At 38.0% G+C, this 16,991-nt stretch carries 14 protein-coding genes and 1 pseudogene; 6 read left to right on the forward strand and 9 right to left on the reverse strand.

All coding sequences use genetic code 11. The features are described from left to right. Window positions 1–104: 104 nt before the first annotated feature. The 7 genes and pseudogenes from erm to ACTWP4_RS18375 form a co-directional block, all read right to left on the reverse strand. Window positions 105–968: a 23S ribosomal RNA methyltransferase Erm gene (erm, locus tag ACTWP4_RS18345; RefSeq protein ID WP_443130236.1), complete on the reverse strand. Its 864-nt coding sequence runs from the start codon at window positions 966–968 to the stop codon at window positions 105–107. A 508-nt stretch (window positions 969–1,476) separates the two neighbouring features. After that, window positions 1,477–1,548 (reverse strand): annotated as a pseudogene (locus ACTWP4_RS18350) (helix-turn-helix transcriptional regulator); the annotation flags it as partial. A gap of 47 nt (window positions 1,549–1,595) precedes the next feature. Beyond that, on the reverse strand, window positions 1,596–3,011 hold the full coding sequence (locus ACTWP4_RS18355; RefSeq protein ID WP_443130237.1) for an alpha-amylase family glycosyl hydrolase: 1,416 nt from the start codon (window positions 3,009–3,011) through the stop codon (window positions 1,596–1,598). A 346-nt stretch (window positions 3,012–3,357) separates the two neighbouring features. Next, on the reverse strand, window positions 3,358–3,804 hold the full coding sequence (locus ACTWP4_RS18360) for a hypothetical protein (RefSeq protein WP_443130238.1): 447 nt from the start codon (window positions 3,802–3,804) through the stop codon (window positions 3,358–3,360). A gap of 38 nt (window positions 3,805–3,842) precedes the next feature. Further along, window positions 3,843–5,690 (reverse strand): asparagine synthase (glutamine-hydrolyzing), encoded by a 1,848-nt coding sequence (gene asnB / locus ACTWP4_RS18365; protein ID WP_443130239.1) that lies wholly within the window; start codon window positions 5,688–5,690, stop codon window positions 3,843–3,845. A gap of 317 nt (window positions 5,691–6,007) precedes the next feature. Next, a complete protein-coding gene (locus ACTWP4_RS18370) occupies window positions 6,008–6,391 on the reverse strand; it encodes a YisL family protein (protein WP_443130240.1) in 384 nt (127 codons plus the stop codon). Between the two features lie 112 nt (window positions 6,392–6,503). Beyond that, window positions 6,504–7,718, reverse strand: coding sequence for a DUF418 domain-containing protein (locus ACTWP4_RS18375; protein ID WP_443130241.1), 1,215 nt, complete (start codon window positions 7,716–7,718; stop codon window positions 6,504–6,506). A gap of 208 nt (window positions 7,719–7,926) precedes the next feature. Between ACTWP4_RS18375 and ACTWP4_RS18380 the strand changes: the two genes are divergently transcribed. Genes ACTWP4_RS18380 through ACTWP4_RS18405 form a run of 6 tightly spaced genes read left to right on the forward strand, consistent with a single transcriptional unit; the run spans window position 7,927 to window position 9,770 of the window. Then, window positions 7,927–8,145, forward strand: coding sequence for a spore germination protein (locus ACTWP4_RS18380; protein WP_443130242.1), 219 nt, complete (start codon window positions 7,927–7,929; stop codon window positions 8,143–8,145). Between the two features lie 11 nt (window positions 8,146–8,156). Beyond that, window positions 8,157–8,360, forward strand: coding sequence for a spore germination protein GerPB (locus tag ACTWP4_RS18385; RefSeq protein ID WP_443130243.1), 204 nt, complete (start codon window positions 8,157–8,159; stop codon window positions 8,358–8,360). A 24-nt stretch (window positions 8,361–8,384) separates the two neighbouring features. Then, a complete protein-coding gene (gene gerPC / locus ACTWP4_RS18390; RefSeq protein ID WP_443130244.1) occupies window positions 8,385–8,921 on the forward strand; it encodes a spore germination protein GerPC in 537 nt (178 codons plus the stop codon). Window positions 8,922–8,927: 6 nt separating this feature from the next. After that, window positions 8,928–9,134 carry a spore gernimation protein GerPD gene (locus ACTWP4_RS18395; RefSeq protein WP_443130245.1) on the forward strand — a complete coding sequence of 69 codons (207 nt, stop codon included), beginning with the start codon at window positions 8,928–8,930 and terminating at the stop codon, window positions 9,132–9,134. A 1-nt stretch (window position 9,135) separates the two neighbouring features. Beyond that, window positions 9,136–9,498: a spore germination protein GerPE gene (locus ACTWP4_RS18400; protein ID WP_443130246.1), complete on the forward strand. Its 363-nt coding sequence runs from the start codon at window positions 9,136–9,138 to the stop codon at window positions 9,496–9,498. Window positions 9,499–9,551: 53 nt separating this feature from the next. After that, entirely contained in the window at window positions 9,552–9,770 is a 219-nt protein-coding gene (locus tag ACTWP4_RS18405) for a spore germination protein (protein WP_443130247.1), read from the forward strand. A 21-nt stretch (window positions 9,771–9,791) separates the two neighbouring features. On the opposite strand, the gene addA is transcribed toward ACTWP4_RS18405, so the two are convergent. Continuing rightward, window positions 9,792–13,496, reverse strand: coding sequence for a helicase-exonuclease AddAB subunit AddA (gene addA, locus ACTWP4_RS18410; protein ID WP_443130248.1), 3,705 nt, complete (start codon window positions 13,494–13,496; stop codon window positions 9,792–9,794). Continuing rightward, on the reverse strand, window positions 13,496–16,969 hold the full coding sequence (gene addB / locus ACTWP4_RS18415) for a helicase-exonuclease AddAB subunit AddB (protein WP_443130249.1): 3,474 nt from the start codon (window positions 16,967–16,969) through the stop codon (window positions 13,496–13,498). Before addB ends, addA begins: the two co-directional genes overlap by 1 nt. Window positions 16,970–16,991 lie beyond the last annotated feature (22 nt).

The raw sequence follows: 16,991 nt of genomic DNA on the forward strand, positions 1-16,991 counted from the left end.
TAGTTGATTTACCGAAGTAAGGGAGCTATTTTCATAGCTCTCTCTAGCAAATCGTACATGATCATGTCACTTTGGTTTGTTCAAACATTTATAAAGTTAAAGCTTCAAAAAAAGTCGAGTTTCCCCTTTTTCATTTTGGGCCATCTGAATCGTGGAACATGCTTTACCATTGTTTCAAAGATTATCCCCCATTGTTGTTCCGATAAAGACGAAACTGGAAAATCATTTTTTATTCCAAGATTCCTTTTTAAGTGCTTTATTTGTGGTGGTGTAAATACCCCTCTTAATGCCAAATCAATAGATAATTGTGGGTTTTTAAGCACATAATCCGCCATTCCCCAAAAGATTAAATAATCTGCAATTGGTACAATCGGTCTTACTTTTCTATTTATTGTAATCAGAGCGGAATCTACTCGTGGTGGTGGAGAGAAATTTTTCCTTGAAATTCCTTTAACATACCGTATATCAAACCACATTCTCCAAGCGATAACATATGGATTTTTCACTAACCTTGATGTAAACCTTTTAGCTGCACCTTTTTCCATCACAATGACACCTCGTTGGAAATTACTTAATGGATTATTAAGAAGTTTCTTCATAATTGGTGTGGTAATAGAATAAGGAATATTTGACACAACAATAAACTTTTCCTTTGGCAAATATATTTTCAAAATATCTTGATGAATAATTGTAGTATTCGGACAGTTCTCTGTCTTTATTTCTAAAATATTTACAAACTTTTTATCATATTCTACTGCCAAAACCTTCCCAGCTCTTTGATTGAGGATTGTAGTTAAAGCGCCTTTTCCAGCACCTAATTCCAATACAGTTTCGTCTATATTCACCTTGGTTAGGTCTACAATATCATTGATCAATTTCTTATTATGCATTAAATGCTGTCCTAAAAAGTTTGGACTTTTCCCGTGGCTTCGTTTTTTTCTCTGATACTTAAGCTTTTTCTTGGTCATATTATATCTCCCTTTCTCAATTTAAAAATAAAAAATCACAGACAATCTGCCTGTGATTCGGAGTAAAGGGGAGAAGACCCATCCTTATTAGATTCCGGCGTATTAAAAGCCGCTAGCAAATAAACCTTCACAAAAGAAGGAAAATTAGACATAATTAAAGAAAGGCAGAATGATCTGCCTTTCTTTACATTACATATTTTTGTTATATGAAATGAAGGTTATTAAAAAAGGACAGACTGATCCCGTTTACTCTGTGTACAAAAACAGAGCCTTTGAACGTATTTAATTACTGGTTCAAAGTTTGGAAACGTAGTCTGATGTAATAAATCATTTTTTAATAATCCTCCTAAAAATTAACAGTACATTGTCATTATATACTCACTTTTAGAATAAGTCAAAGTAAATATTTATCTAGGAATGATTTATCACTGAATTTAAGGGACAGAAAGCCAGTTATTCTGTTGTTAGAATAACTGGTTTTCATCTAAAGCTTTAACTCATCCATTTGCTACAGTTCCACTACAGCTTGTGAGATCCGTCCCTTTACACCTAGCTTCTGCATGGTATTTACTAAATGATTTCAAGGCTTGTCCACCATAAAGTTCTGCTCGATTCTTTTCATTACCCTTACTGCTGACGCATTTTCCGATTTTTCACACCAACTGCCACAATAAACGCTATAAAACCACCAAGGATTACAACCATCATGGAGATAAAGAACCAGTTAAATCCGGTATCTTCTTCTAAAATAAAGACATTGCTGGTTTCACGTTCTAAAATCATTTTATGTGTACCATCATTTTGTTGTCTGACGATGTTATCTTCTAGCAAACCTCTCAGTTGCTTATCATCACCAATACCCTCCAATGAGGCAACCTGTGTTTCGGTGTCATTATTAATCGCAATATACATCGTTTGATTTTGATCACTTCTTTTATAAACAGACATAGCACCTGCTTGAGCAACTAGTTCTATGTCTCCCTGCTTTAATGCAGTTGATTCTTGACGGATTGACGATAACTTTTTCAAATGCTGAACAATTTCTTCATCTTCTTTATTCAACTCAGCCATGCGGTGATCTGGTTCATCTACACCATTATCCATAGGCACTTCCACTCCCTGATAGAGAAAAGAAGATCCAGGTAGAGTATAAAGTAAGGTAGAAGCAAGTTTCCATCTTGTCACAGGGTGAAAACCTTCCTTCACTGCTTCATGAGCCAACCGTGAAGTCATCGCAGATTCGACGTAGTGTACACCACCCATCTCTTGTGAAAATAATGGTTCAAGAGACTCTCCTGGTTGTTTTAGGATATCCACCGCTTGACTTTGGAAGTCATGATCAAGTGCATTCTCATCATCTTTTCCATCTACTAACAAAAATGCATCCTCATTTTCTTCTTGGATACGTTGTCGCAGTTCATCGATCAAGGATTGTGGTGTTTGTTCATTTACATAAACATGAAATCCGTCAATTCCCGCTGTCTTCATCCAATAAACCGCTGTTTCAAGAAAATATTGTTGCACGTCTTCATTTTCTAAATTGACGGTAGGCAATTCATCGTCTAATGGGTTTACAGAAGGTTCAGATACCCAATCAGATTGTTCATTTACCCAAATATGTTTATTATCAACATGTGTTAATACAAAATCTAGGATAACATTGATATCATATTCTTCTGCTTCAGCCACTAAATTTTGCAAATCAGCAATATTTCCAAACTGCGGATTAATACTTTGTGCCTCTAAAGGATCAAATCCATGGTAGGAAGCCGATGTCATTACCGGGCTTAAATTAATTGTAGTTATCCCTAATTCACTTAATTCAGGTATTTTATCAATAATACCTTGCAGGTCCCCGCCATGATATGCTGAAGGATCATCAATATTAATTTCTATATCATTGCTGCTGTCTCCATTTACAAATCTGTCTACTAAAATATAATAGATTCTTTCCCCTCTTTGTTCTTCAGCCATTACGGTTAAAGTCGGGAATAAACACAGGAATAGAACCATAATTAATAATACTTTTCTTATGTAGTGCATAGTGGTCCCCTTTTCTTTAAATTACTTCACCACCTATTATCCTAGACAATTATAGAAAGTCAAATCCCTAAATAGAAAATAAGATGAAACTTTTGTGACTAAGAAAAACAAAAACAATCGTCCCTACTCTGATTATTAGATAGAAAATAGATACAATCTGCGTACTAGTGAATACTTTACATTACTGCCTTTTATCCTGATGTAGGTAGAGTACTTAAATACGCTACGGAATGAATACTTCGCTTTACACGGGCAAGCCGTGCCCATGGAAAGCGAAGTATTCTGCCGGAGTGGTACCGTGACACTCCCTTCAAGAAAGATTGGAAGAAAACAAAAACTCTCTATCTTATCTTGATAGAGAGTTTTGATAGTTTTTCTTTACTTTTTCTCGTATTCGGTAAATGATAATTAGTCCAGTCAAAAAGAAGATTGGTATTAGATAATAGATAATGTTGCGCCAGTGAAGCGGAACGCGATGGGCAAATACCGCTTTAACATGCGTGCCCTGTTCATCCACTGCTATTGCATCACCAATGTCTGTGCCTTCAATTTCAAAATACTCTGTTCCTACCGGATAATGATTCGATGCATTGCCATAATACTTGCCAGTGTAGTCATCTGCTTGGGTGGTTACTTTTCCGATATATTTACCAATAAGAGATTGATCGATTTGTTCATCGGTGACCTGATATACACGGCCGTCTAATACAACAAATGAGTAATCCCACGTAAGTGCATATAATGTGGTAGGTATTAGAAAAAGAAGCAACATACTGATACATATTTTCTTCATAACCGTCACTACTTTCATCCATTTTCGACACTATAACATCATATATCAATAACAACTTTATTTTCTTGCAACCAGTATTCAATTTGTGCGATATGGGCCAACAACTGAGGCCCTGTCATTAATTGACCAAACCATGGTGCACTAATATTTGCTGCTTTCTGGTCAACCAATGCTTTTACTTTTGATCGATCTAGTATTTCGAATAACCGCGCATCCTTGTCATTGATGATTTCGTTCATCCAATTGATTACTGCTTCCGTATATGCCGGGTGATGTGTTTTCGGATATGGACTTTTTTTGCGGTAAAGAATTTCGTCTGGCAAGATACCTTCTAATGCTTTTCTGAGAATACCTTTTTCGCGATCACCGTATGTTTTTATTTCCCAGGGAATATTCCAGACATACTCAACAAGATGGTGATCACTGAACGGAACACGTGCTTCAAAGCTCGCACCCATACTCATGCGATCTTTCCGGTCTAACAATGTTGGCATAAACCACTGCATGTTCAAATAAAACATTTGTCTTCTTGCTTTTGCTTCTTCTTCTTCTCCTTCTAATAAAGGAGCTTCTTTCACGGTATCTTCATATCTTTGTTTTGTATATGCTTCTAGATTTAATTGTTGACTCACATCTGAACGTAATAGATTTTGCCTGACTTCTGATGATCGAATCCACGGAAAACCTTCGCGATTAAGATCATCCTCACGATAAAACCAAGGATACCCACCAAAAATTTCATCCGCACATTCACCGGATAATGCTACGGTCACTTGCTTTTTGGTTTGCTCACAAAACCATAACAAGGAAGAATCGACATCTGCCATTCCAGGTAGATCACGGTATCGTACTGCATCTTTTAATAAATCAACTAAACTGAGATTATCAATAACATATGTGTGGTGCTTCGTGCCCAGTGTCTGAACCATTTTATCAATATAGGTTTTGTCCTGATTAGGTTGGAAACTACTTTTCTTAAAATATTTGTCGTTATCGACATAATCGATAGAAAAGGTTTGAAGAGCATCCTTTTGATTGTTTTCGAGATATTGTGCTGCTATAGCTGTGATCGCACTGGAATCCACTCCCCCTGATAGAAAGGTGCCAAGTGGTACGTCAGATACAAGCTGTCTCTCTACAGCATCTACTAACAAACTGCGAACTTTTTCGGCAGTTTCTTCTACAGAATCTTCGTGTGGTTTACTTTCTACATTCCAATAACGTCTTGTTTTCCAACCATCGCGATTGAAGATGCCAACATGTGCAGCACGTAATTCTTTCATTCCATCAAACACACCATGCCCTGGAGTACGTGATGGACCAAGTGCAAAAATCTCGGATAGCCCTTCTTCTTTAATAACAGGATCTACTTCATCATGCGCAAGAAGAGCTTTTATTTCAGAGCCAAACAGTAGTCCATTTTGATGTTCCTTATAAAATAGTGGTTTCACTCCGAGGCGGTCACGAGCAAGAAAAAGTTGTTGTTTTGATTGATCCCATATAGCATATGCAAAAATACCGTTTAACTTCTCCACATGTGCCTCGCCCCATTCGATATAGCTTTTTAACAGGACTTCTGTATCCGAATGAGAATGGAATTGCCATCCTTGTTTCAACAGTTCACTGCGAATATCTTCTGTATTATAAAGCTCACCATTATAAACTAATACGTATCGATGCTGGTCTTTTGAACTGTTCATTGGTTGCTTACCACCAGCTGGATCAACAACAATTAAACGCTGATGACCAAAGCCGACATGTGTCTCGAAATAAAAACCTGTTTCATCTGGTCCCCGATGGCTGATCTTGTCTGCCATACGCTGTACTTGTTCTCGTTCGTTCTCGATGTTTCGGGTAAAGTCGATCCAACCTGTAATCCCACACATACTGTATTGACACACCTTTCCCTATCTTAGTAGCTCTTATTAATGTATGCAGCAGTAGTGAGAAAATGAACAAGGGATTGGGATTTGGAGAAGCAGGCTTATTTTATTAAGAAACCGTTTAGAAACGTAGCGACTTCAGAATCAACTAAGGGCGAATAGACCTCTGGCTATCACCAATCGGCAAGTCTTCTTTTTCGTAGGGCAATTCGTGAAGTCCCCTAGTTTTTGGGCGATCGGAGCTAGACATCCGCGCAAATTTTATGCTTTCTTGTCTTAAAATAAAAAAAGGACACGGACCTGTCTCCGTGACCCATTTTTTATCCAAAAAGTTGAGTTCCCATTGGTAGTCTTCCAAAACCTAGAACTAATACGATTATTAAGGCGATAATCAGTTGTGTCCATGCACCTTTTGCTGGCTTGGATTTGCTTGTTCTTACTAGCAGCATTTCCATTGAGCCGATTACCCAAAGTCCTGCCAGTAATTTCACGACTACTTCTCCGATTGTGCCTCCACCTAATCCTGTGTAGACTTCCAAGTTGCTTATAAAGAGAATAACACCTGTAATCAAAATCAATATTAAGTCTAATCGTAAAATCATATGTACGATTTTACCTGCTTTACTTCCGTTTTTGTACATGGCATAAGATACAATTAGTAGTATTAATCCCACTACCCATGCTGTTATGTGTAAATGAATCATCTTTTTCGCACCCCCAAATTATTTTCAATAAATTAATCATATCATGGATTGTGATAGATTTCATTGTTCATCTATCGCTTCACTAGATTGTTACCAATTTGTCATCCAACCGTTAGATGTTGCCTATTTGTTCATAGGCACCTTCGCCGTTAGACTTTCGTTTGTTTGGCAGTCTCCTTTTATAGATCAGACATCTCCATAGCCATTCTAAAGGTCCTCGTTTATATTTTTTCAGCCACAAATAGCTGAGAATAATTTGTACGGGGAATACGATAAGTCCGACTACAATTGTTTGAAAAGGTGTCAACTTACCATATAATCCAAATCCGATCGAATAGAAGATTGTCACACCGATAATTGATTGCATAATATAATTAGATAGTGCCATTTTGCCAACATAACCAAGTAGTTGGAAGAATTTTTTAAATTTATGGTACAGAAAGGCAATCGATGTGACATAAAAAATGGCAGACGCGATACCTCCGATTGTATCCTGTAACAAGGAAAACCATAATGGACTACCAAAAGTATATGGTCCTGCCTTAAACAACACAAACAGAATAAGAGAACCAAACCACCATTTCTTCATTGGCTTTTTATGTACTTGTAAATCATGCAACCACTTATTTCGAGCAAAAAGCAAACCAATTAAAAATATTGGCAATATATTAAAGAGTGTAAATAAGAAGTTAATCACCTGATTACCGTAGAGCCAGTCATTGGCATTTTGTGATAGGATATCACCCCAACTCCCTGCTCCATAATTTTGATTTGCATTTTCAATAGCAGTCCAATTCGCTACATTGCTAATATCTTCAAGCAAACTAGCTAAAAATAGCAATCCTGAATACAGAAGGGTTGGAATCAATAAAACACATAAACTCCAAACAACTAATGTGCTATTTTTGCGATTTAAAAATAACAGTAACAAAAATCCAATAATCGCATATGTAATGAGAATATCACCATACCAAATCAAAAATGCATGAATTAAACCGAAACCAAGCAAGATCGATAACCTGCGCACCATATATTTACGAGGGGCTTCCACATTTTTGGCAAGTAAATTTTCATAAATGATTTGTATCCCAAATCCAAATAAAAAAGAAAATAACGAATAAAAACTAGCTTGAAAAAAAATATCAATGATCACTTGCCACAATCCAGGTTCACCTGTCCCCCAAAAATTGTTACCATTTCCATACATAAAATATGGGCCATGAAATGACGGCAAATTCACCATAAAAATCCCGAAAATCGCAAAACCTCTAGCGCTATCAATCCATGGTAATCGTTTTGAATCTGCTAATGGTGCTGCATTATTCACAGTTTTTCACTCTCCCTAATCTTTATCACAGTGCTAATCGTCCGTAAAACCCCCCACTGATGAAAGTCTTACTTTATCTGCATTCATTTTAACTTATATAGCTAATGGAAACTAGTATGATTTGGAAAATCTCCATGCTATTTTCACAATCTTTTAATGAATTCATAAAATAAATATGGAATGATGTATCAACGTAAGGATGATGTCTATGCCAGCAATTGTTGGTGCTGTAAAAGTAATCAACATTGGTTCTTCAAGCGTTTTTCATATTGGTGATGTTTACAAAATACAGCCATATACGCAAGCCAAAACCTTCGCTGGTGGCGGTTCCTTTAATACAGGGGATGGAATACGTGTACACTTGGAAAATGCGCAGACAACAATGGTCGACGATGACGAATTTGATCAAAATTTAACTGGTATATAGTAGGTGATAGTGTGAATCTAACAATTAATCAATCGATCTATATTCATTTTTTAAAAGTCGGAAGTATCTCGAATTCGTCTGTTTTACAAATTGGCAGTACAGGGAAAATGCAGTCCGTCTCTCAACTATATAATACTGGAGGGTATGAAGCCCCTGCAGAAGAAGCAACACCAGAAGGCGGACCAGAACCATTAGTCCCTTTATCACCATTTTAATATTCTCTTAAGGAGTGATTTCGGATGGATTATCAAATGATGGTATATTATATTTGCCAATTACAACAGCAAGTCCAACAATTATATAATCAAATCAACTCCTTAGAGAATCGCATCCAGCAACTAGAGCAAAAACCAAACTCACCTAAAACAACGATCGAAAGTTTAGAGTATCATTTTGATCAATTAAAAATTGAACGGTTAGATGGAACGCTTCATATCGGGCTTACACCTGAGGATTTGCAATCAATGGATGAATTTTCTTTACCTGATCAAAACGGCGGACCATTACCTCCTGTACATCAAGCATTAGAACAGTATGTTAACCAAGACTTACCAGGCTATTTAGAATCTTTGGAGCAGCAATATCATTTCCCTTTAGATCCAAGCTATCGACAAACATTATTAAATGATGTCAGACAACAGCTTGCCAGTAGGATTGCTCACTATCAAGAAGCCAATCTTCCTCCAGAACAAATGAATCAGCATATTCTGTCTAATGTAAAGAAAGAATTACAGATAGGTCTAAAAAAATGGTTCGAAAACCAGCAAAAGGAGTAAATAGTCATGTATTATAAAGTGAATAATTGGAATTTAGGCGTTGGAAACATATCTATTGTCGGTGTTTCAACTTCTTCTCTTTTTATTGTCGGAGATAGTCATGAAATACGATTATCTTCATTATTTGATACACCACCTGAATCTTATATTGTTGGTGAAGAAAGTACCAACAGAAATGATGAGCTGATGGATCATGTTTCCCAGAACGACTAGAGTGAAACAAATAAAAATGCATAGTTTATCCTATAGTTCTTCATTTCAAATTGGCGATGCAAAAGAAATAGAACCTAACGCGGATGTACTTGCGGTGCAAAAGGAGGGTGGCGTCTCCTCTGACAAAGGATTTGAATTAGACCAATATCCAATCTTCAACACAACCATTCCAACCACTCCTGATCCAGAATTTGTAGTGGGTGAGCATTGCCACCATCAAAAAAATATTTCTGTGTCAACAATGGATATTATGGCGGTCTCAACATCCTCTGTTGTTCAATTAGGTAGCAATAAAAAAATTGATTCATTTTCTCGCCTAAAACATATTCGGATATTAAAGGATGAAAATGAGGACAATGGATAGCTGTATCTCATAAACTAAAGAATACAGTACTAAACAGAAAGGTTGTGATAGTTTTGCCTTCGATTGTAGGTCCAATCAAAATCAACAGTGTTGGTGGTGGAGTAGTCAATTTTGGGGACACCTTTTATTTATCACCAAAAAGCGCATCAAAAACTGCTTCTGGTTCAGGTGCAAATAATAATGGGGATTTCTTAAATACCAATACTGGTTTTAATATTACTAATTCAGTTGACCCTGATGCTGTAGATCAAATTGTAGGTGGAAATGCATAAGGAGTGGAACTACTCCTTATGCTACACCTTTACAAGCAAACCTTTATCAAAGAAATATAAGTACTTTTCAGTGACTGGTTGCTTCCAAATTTGTTCTAATGCTTTAGCATAGAGATCAATTTGTATTTGGTACCGATTTTTTAACTTTTCCTCTACTTGTGGACTTACATCTTCTTGGATCTGATCGGTTTTATAATCCAGCAGAACCAAGCCTTGATCAGTTTTGATAACACTATCAATGACACCTTGTAGGAAGATTCGCTCTTGATGTTCTTCCTGCCAATTCGGATATACTTCTTGTGCAGGTAACGTTAAACTGAACGGAATTTCTCGTTCCACTTGTTCTGCTTCTACCAACCGCTTACCGATATCAGTTTCAAAAAAGGATAATATCGCCTGTATATCAATCACATTTGCCTCGTCAGCTGTGATGATTTCGTTTGCTTCTAACTTGGCAATAAATTCTCGTAATAATGAATCTGTCCAATCGTTTGTTAACGGTAGATGCTGCATGATCGTGTGCATCGCTGTACCAATTTCTGCCCGTGTCAGCTTTTGGTCTGATTGCATAAAACGAGGTCTTTTTCGAATTGGTGCACGAAAGGGTTCAATGATTTGTTGATCACTATAGCTGTCTTTGACTTCGTGTTGTCGTTTCATTTCGGTTACCGTTTGTTTGGCACGGTAAAAAATCGAATCTTGGTATGGGTATTGATATTCTAATTGACTGGCTACTTTTGCTTCTAAACTTTTATCCTCAAGCGCTAATCCTTCCCACTGATGTATAGCTGTTTCTAATGCTTCTATCTGTTCGCGATTACTTTCATCAATCGTTTGGTATTCACTTTGATGGATGCGATCAACCTTCCAGACAGAAACATCTTCTGCTATTTCATTTGGGATAGTTAACGGTTGCTCATCCTCTCTTAAAATCTCACCATTTTGATGACGAACTAAACTGGCACCAACCCAGTCTAGGTATGATAATGATTCTAATCGGTAATAGGATGGAAGCACCCAATCCTGATGGGAAGTAATACTTGCCCATTTCTTTTTCTTCTTTTCTAAAGATCCTACTGTCCCAATTAAAACAACTTTTTCCTTCGCTCTTGTTAACGCAACATAAAGGACTCGCATCTCTTCTGCCAGCATTTCCCGCTGCATTTGTTTCTTTATCCCATGATAAATTAACGTTGGGTACATAATTCGTTTCACAGGATCAATATATTTAGTCGCAAAGCCTAATTCTTTGTGTAGCAAATACTTTGCCCGTAAATCCTGCTGGTTAAATTGCTTATTCATTGCACCGACAATTACTAATGGGAATTCCAAACCCTTACTCTTATGAATTGTCATAATTCGGACTACATCTTCCTGTTCTCCTAATGCTTTTGCTGCACCTAGGTCGTCACCTTTTTCTTCCATACGCTCAATAAAACGTAAGAATCGGAATAGTCCTCGGAAGGAAGTAGACTCATAGCTTTTGGCGCGATCATATAATGCCCGTAAGTTTGCTTGGCGTTGTCGACCACCAGGGATTCCGCCGACAAAATCATAATATCCTGTTTCTTGATAAATATCCCAGATCAAATGAGATAATGCTCCTTGTCTGGCTTTTCTACGCCACTGCTTCAGTTGTTTCATAAAGTGCTCGATTGACTCATGATCCGTTGCTTTAACGTATTCTTTTAAAGCCTCATAATAGGTTGCACCTTTTTTAGCTAGACGAATTTTCGCTAGCTGATCTTCGTTTAACCCGACAATTGGGGATTTTAATACAGATGCAAGCGGAATATCTTGTCTCGGATTATCGATAACCTTCAGCAAACTGATCATCACTTGGATTTCGATCGCTTCCAAATAACCTGTTGAAAGTTCTGCATATACTGGTATCCCTTGCTTCTTAAATTCTTCCATAATGGTTGGTGCCCAAGTCATCGACCGTAATAAAATGACAATATCTCGGTACTCGACTTTTCGTGGTTGACCTGTTTTTTTATCCATAATTTCTGTCGGCTCATCGCCATCTGTACCAATCCATTGCTTGATTTTGGTCGCATAGGCACGGGCTTCAAGCTGTGCCTTTTCCAAATCTTCCTCGTTCTCATGATCTTCTTCTGGTTCGTCATTCTCATTGGTTTCTTGATCTATTATGACTAGTTCGGTATCAATGTCAGGGAAAGGAACATTCTCATAATCTTTATTTCCATAGATTAATTCTGCATCCTCATCATAGTCAATATCACCGACTTTTTGATCAAATAACTGTCTGAAAATGTAGTTCGCTGCCGTTAGTACTTGTTCACGACTACGAAAATTTCGCGCCAGGTCAATTCGATAACCAGGATCATCTTCTGCAGCAAATCGTTTATATTTTTCGATAAAAAGGGTTGGTTCGGCATGACGGAAGCGATAAATACTTTGCTTCACGTCGCCAACCATAAACATATTGCCACTGTCTTCCTGATTCGATACCAATGATAAAATCGTTTCCTGCACAATATTGGTATCCTGATACTCATCGACCATCACCTCGGTAAATTTTCGCTGCATGTCTAATGCAACAGATGATGGTGTTCCACTTTCTTTATTATCTAACAAAATATCTAAAGTAAAATGCTCTAAGTCAGCAAAATCAACAAGTCCTTTCTCTTTCTTTGCATCTTGATATGCCGCTTTAAATTGCTTAATCATTTTAGTTAGTTGAACGATAGTTGGATGAAGCTCCTGCATATCACGAAGATGATCAGCTAAACTTCTCGTAAACCAATCTTTTGCGATATTGCCCCATCTTTTCTTCATTTGGTCACGCAATGCTTTAACTTTATCTTTTTTGTCTTCTGCACATTCCACTTTTTTTCGAGATAATGCTTTGAATTTCCCTTCGGCAAAAAAGCTGCGTGCTTCTTCCCAGGAAATTTGGATGGCACCTTTTGCCTGTTGGATCATTTCCTTATCGATATCGATCGCTTCCGCATAATGGTAAGGGCCATCACTTTCTTTGGTTACATCAAGAGCTTCATCTGCTAATCTCTCCATTACTTCGAGTTGATCGATTACTTCTTGTTTCAATAATTGTAGCCAAGGAATCTCTTCCTCCGTCATTTCCGTATCAACCTGATAGATGGTTGCCATCTGATCAAGCCAATAATCAGGATTCGGATGCTGGATGGAGAATTCATACATTTTTAAAATTAAAGATTCCACTTCTAAATCATTACGATCATTACTGAAACGGTCGACAACAGCAAAAAAAGCTTCCTGCTCTGCTTCATCCTCATCTCCATACCATGCTTCAAACAATTGCTCTAACACATCTTGGCGAATTAAATCGGCCTCAATGTTGTCTGCGATCCGGAAATTCGGATCGATATCGATCTGATAAGCATATTTGCGTACTAATTCCATACAAAAAGCATGGAGAGTAGAAATCGATGCATGCTGTAATAATGACAATTGTTTCTTCAAATGATTAGAAGTCGGATTATTCTCTAGTGCCGTTTCAATTGCTGCTCCAACCCGATTCCGCATTTCCTGTGCCGCTGCATTTGTAAAAGTTACGACAAGCAAGGTGTCGATGTCGATTGGCTGTTCTTTATTTAATAATTTTTGAATGATGCGTTCGACAAGGACAGCTGTTTTACCTGATCCGGCTGCCGCTGCTACTAATATATTTTGACCTGATTGATAGATTGCTTCTTCTTGTTCTTTAGTCCATTGCGGCATTATCCTTCCCCCCGCTTAATTACTTCGATTACTTCTTCATCTTTCATCTCTTTTAACCTGCGATAATTATTTTCTGCCAATGTCGGATCAAATTGACAGACCGAACGGAATTCACAGAATGTACAAGCTGTTGCCTGTTGTTGCTGAAATGGATTGAGATCTACTTTTCCCTCTGTTATTGCTAATCCTGCGTTTTTCATTAATTGATGGATATATCCTTGCAACTGATCAAAAATTTCGCGCTCGGCAACATTTGACCCTTTATAGAAGGAACCACTTTTACTGAATCCTGCTGGAATGATATTACTTCTTCCCGACTCCAATGTGGTATCCATCATCCGGACAACATCTTCCTGATCGACAAGCAAGCCTTTCATTTTGAATTTTTTAAATATTTCTTGTTCAATTTTATCTTCTGTCAGAAAATCACTTGCCGAAATCATTGGATTATGGACGTGAAAATAGAGCACACCAGCTGGAGATGCCTTGTGTCCTAGCCAGCTTTCCGCATTTTGTAAAACGACATCTAAGTACGCTAACATTTGCAGTGCCAGTCCATAATAAACCTCAGTTAAGTTCAATCCTTTTGAACTGGATTTATAATCAATAATTCGCAAATATAATTGCTCATTCTCCATCGCCTGATCGACACGGTCAATCCGACCGCGTAACAATAATGTATAATCGTTAGGTAAATTGACTTTCAGCGGTTCTAATTGATCTGGATAGCCAAATCCAACTTCTAAACCGACAGGCGCAAAGTTTGTTTTTCGTGCCTGTTCACTTAAAACATATGTCGCCCTTGCAATTACGTGTTCCAATTTACGTTGAATGTATTGATAACGATTCGAACTGTGTAAAATCTGATGCTGTAAGACCGGTGCTAACTCACCTACAGCTCGATGGGCATACTTCCTCGCTTCTTGATCATAAATATCGGCAAACCCGTGACCTTCCTTTTGAATCCATTCGGTAATTTGCTTTAATGCCTCATGGAACAACTGGCCAATATCTGGTGCATCAAGCTTATAGGTCGGCCGATCCTGTAGTCCTAAGCTGTATTTGGCAAAATGTTGATATGAACAACGATGATACATTTCCAGCCTTGATACACTTGCTTGGATTTCTTTCTCATATAGCTCATCAACTGTCTCATCCGCTAAATCTGTCGGTTTATTTTGATAAAAGAGACTCTTCAATACACGTTGGTGGATCCCTTGATGCTCGGATTTTTCGATATACCAGTTTAATACATAATCCCAAATATCATCGATCGGATAGCCTCTTAGCTTTCTCGCTAATTGTGCCGTTAATGCACCTCTCGTCTTATTCGGTGTCGTTACAAAACGGCTCGCCTCCGTCATTTCTTCCGGGTCTTGTAAAAACAAGTGCTCGTCCTGTACCGGAAAGATTTCTTCCATCCTTTTAATTAACGGAGATGCTACTTTTTGTTTGCCTTCCTCATTACTAATCGGATAGCTCACCCATAAATAATCAGACGGAAGCGTAAACGCTAGATACACGTAAAACCAGTCATCCAATAACTGACGTTTACTTCCTTCTGCTAATTGCAAGCCATGTGTTTGCAGTAAGGCTCGTTCCTCTTCTGAAATCAAGCCATCTCCACCAGGCTTCATCGGCCAAGTCCCTTCATTTACACCTAACAAAAAGGCAGCCTTAATACCATGCATCCGCGAACGATCGATGGAACCAACGACAACGTGATCAATACTTGGCGGCACGTGAGAAAATCTTAGTGAATCAAAACCGGACTCCAGTACATTACGGAATGTTGGCAGGTCCATCGTTTCTGCCCCAGCAACTTCGGTAATCTCTTCTAACAATTGGATTATCGCATCCCAAACCTGGTCTTGCTCACGCCCTTTTTCCACTCGCCCTTCTTCATCATATAGATCACGCATTTGTTCCAAACGACCAGGTGCACCAATTGCTTCTAGCCATTCAAACAAGGCTATTGTTTTTTCTTTAATTGTTGGTAATTCTCGCAGCTGCTGATCAATATCTGCTAATGCTGCTGTTACTTTTTGCCGATAAGCATTAATTCGCTCTTGTGTTGCTAGTTCACGATTGGTTTGTGCCGACTGATCAAAGCCTTTAAAGCGTTGGAATATCCATGGTTTGTCACTTAACCACCTGCTTCTACCACGAACCCCATATTCTAAAACATAATTCTCTAACTCATCGATCGCCTCTTGATCTAAGCGATGCTTGCCTTCCCCTTTTGGAATAAACCCTGCCTTTAACAAGCGAAAGACTGCATCATAACGCCAGTTACCTTCAATGACATCAAGTAGTGACCGTACCGTTTCAATCAATGGGTGATTTAACATCGTTCTTTTTTCGTCAACAAAAGTTGGAATATGATAATCATCAAAAACAGTTGCAATCAGATCGTGATATACATCAGGTTCGCGAATAAGAATAGCAATATCCCGATATCGATATCCTTTATCTCTTACTAAACGAACAATCTCCTGTGCTGTTCCTTCGACCTCAGCACGTGGATGCACCGCTTCTGCAATGCGAATTGGTGCTTGTTCCGGAAAGATTTGAACAGGGCGACTGTCAAAATGCTGATCTAAGTGAACAAATGGTGCTATTGTATTTTCGTTTACTGTTAATGATCTGACTTCTGTTTGGATCATATTCTCTTCTGCTAATTGCTTTAATTGATAATAGGTTTCCTTTGTTTGATAGAACAGGTCTAACGGTACAACCTCAGGATCACTTACATCATCAATCGTTAGTGTCACTGTTACATTTTTTGCTTTTTTCAGCATGGCACCGATGACTAACAATTCCTGTGGTGTAAATTGGTGAAAGCCATCTATGTAAACTGTTGTGTCTTCTAAAAAGTTAGTCATTTCTAGTTTCTCCACTAACTGCTGTAATTGATCTTCACTATCCATATAGTGTCCTTTTAAGGCACTTGTCAGTTGTTGGTAAATATAAACTAAATCATCTAATTTATGTTGTAACGCTTCTTCGCCAATTGTTTTGTGTCGGAATCGATTCATTTCTTCAAGCTGTGTACTGATCAATTCCGGTGTGACACAATAGCGTTTAAATTCTGTGATCATATCCTCCAGTTGCTCGATAAAGCCTTGCTTTTCGACTGCTTTCTGGAATACCTTCCACTCATCCGTTCTTTCTTCGACAATTTTGCGAAGCATCATTTGCATCCCTGTTGATGTGATGTATTTCTTTGTTGCTCCGCCTGTCAACTGCATAACGCGCCAAGCTAATCTAGAAAAACTATAGACTTGTCCACGAATTGAACCATTTATATCAGGATCATTTAATAACGCATATTCCTGTTGGAAGGTCATTTGGTCTGGAACTAAATATATAATCGAGGGTCCTTGAGGATTTTGCCTGAGTTCTTGTCTTATCTCTTGCAAGCACTGCTCACTTTTATTCACCGTTGCACTTCCAATTAAAAATCGCAACAAAGAAAAACACCTACTTTCTCTA

The sequence above is a fragment of the Gracilibacillus sp. D59 genome (assembly GCF_052246695.1).
Taxonomy (GTDB): domain Bacteria; phylum Bacillota; class Bacilli; order Bacillales; family Amphibacillaceae; genus Gracilibacillus.

Bases quoted from the DNA above. Each gene is read 5' to 3' on its own strand.
- erm (WP_443130236.1), bottom strand. From the start codon at position 968: ATGACCAAGAAAAAGCTTAAGTATCAGAGAAAAAAACGAAGCCACGGG.
- ACTWP4_RS18355 (WP_443130237.1), bottom strand. From the start codon at position 3,011: ATGCACTACATAAGAAAAGTATTATTAATTATGGTTCTATTCCTGTGT.
- ACTWP4_RS18360 (WP_443130238.1), bottom strand. From the start codon at position 3,804: ATGAAGAAAATATGTATCAGTATGTTGCTTCTTTTTCTAATACCTACC.
- asnB (WP_443130239.1), bottom strand. From the start codon at position 5,690: ATGTGTGGGATTACAGGTTGGATCGACTTTACCCGAAACATCGAGAAC.
- ACTWP4_RS18370 (WP_443130240.1), bottom strand. From the start codon at position 6,391: ATGATTCATTTACACATAACAGCATGGGTAGTGGGATTAATACTACTA.
- ACTWP4_RS18380 (WP_443130242.1), top strand. From the start codon at position 7,927: ATGCCAGCAATTGTTGGTGCTGTAAAAGTAATCAACATTGGTTCTTCA.
- gerPC (WP_443130244.1), top strand. From the start codon at position 8,385: ATGGATTATCAAATGATGGTATATTATATTTGCCAATTACAACAGCAA.
- ACTWP4_RS18395 (WP_443130245.1), top strand. From the start codon at position 8,928: ATGTATTATAAAGTGAATAATTGGAATTTAGGCGTTGGAAACATATCT.
- addA (WP_443130248.1), bottom strand. From the start codon at position 13,496: ATGCCGCAATGGACTAAAGAACAAGAAGAAGCAATCTATCAATCAGGT.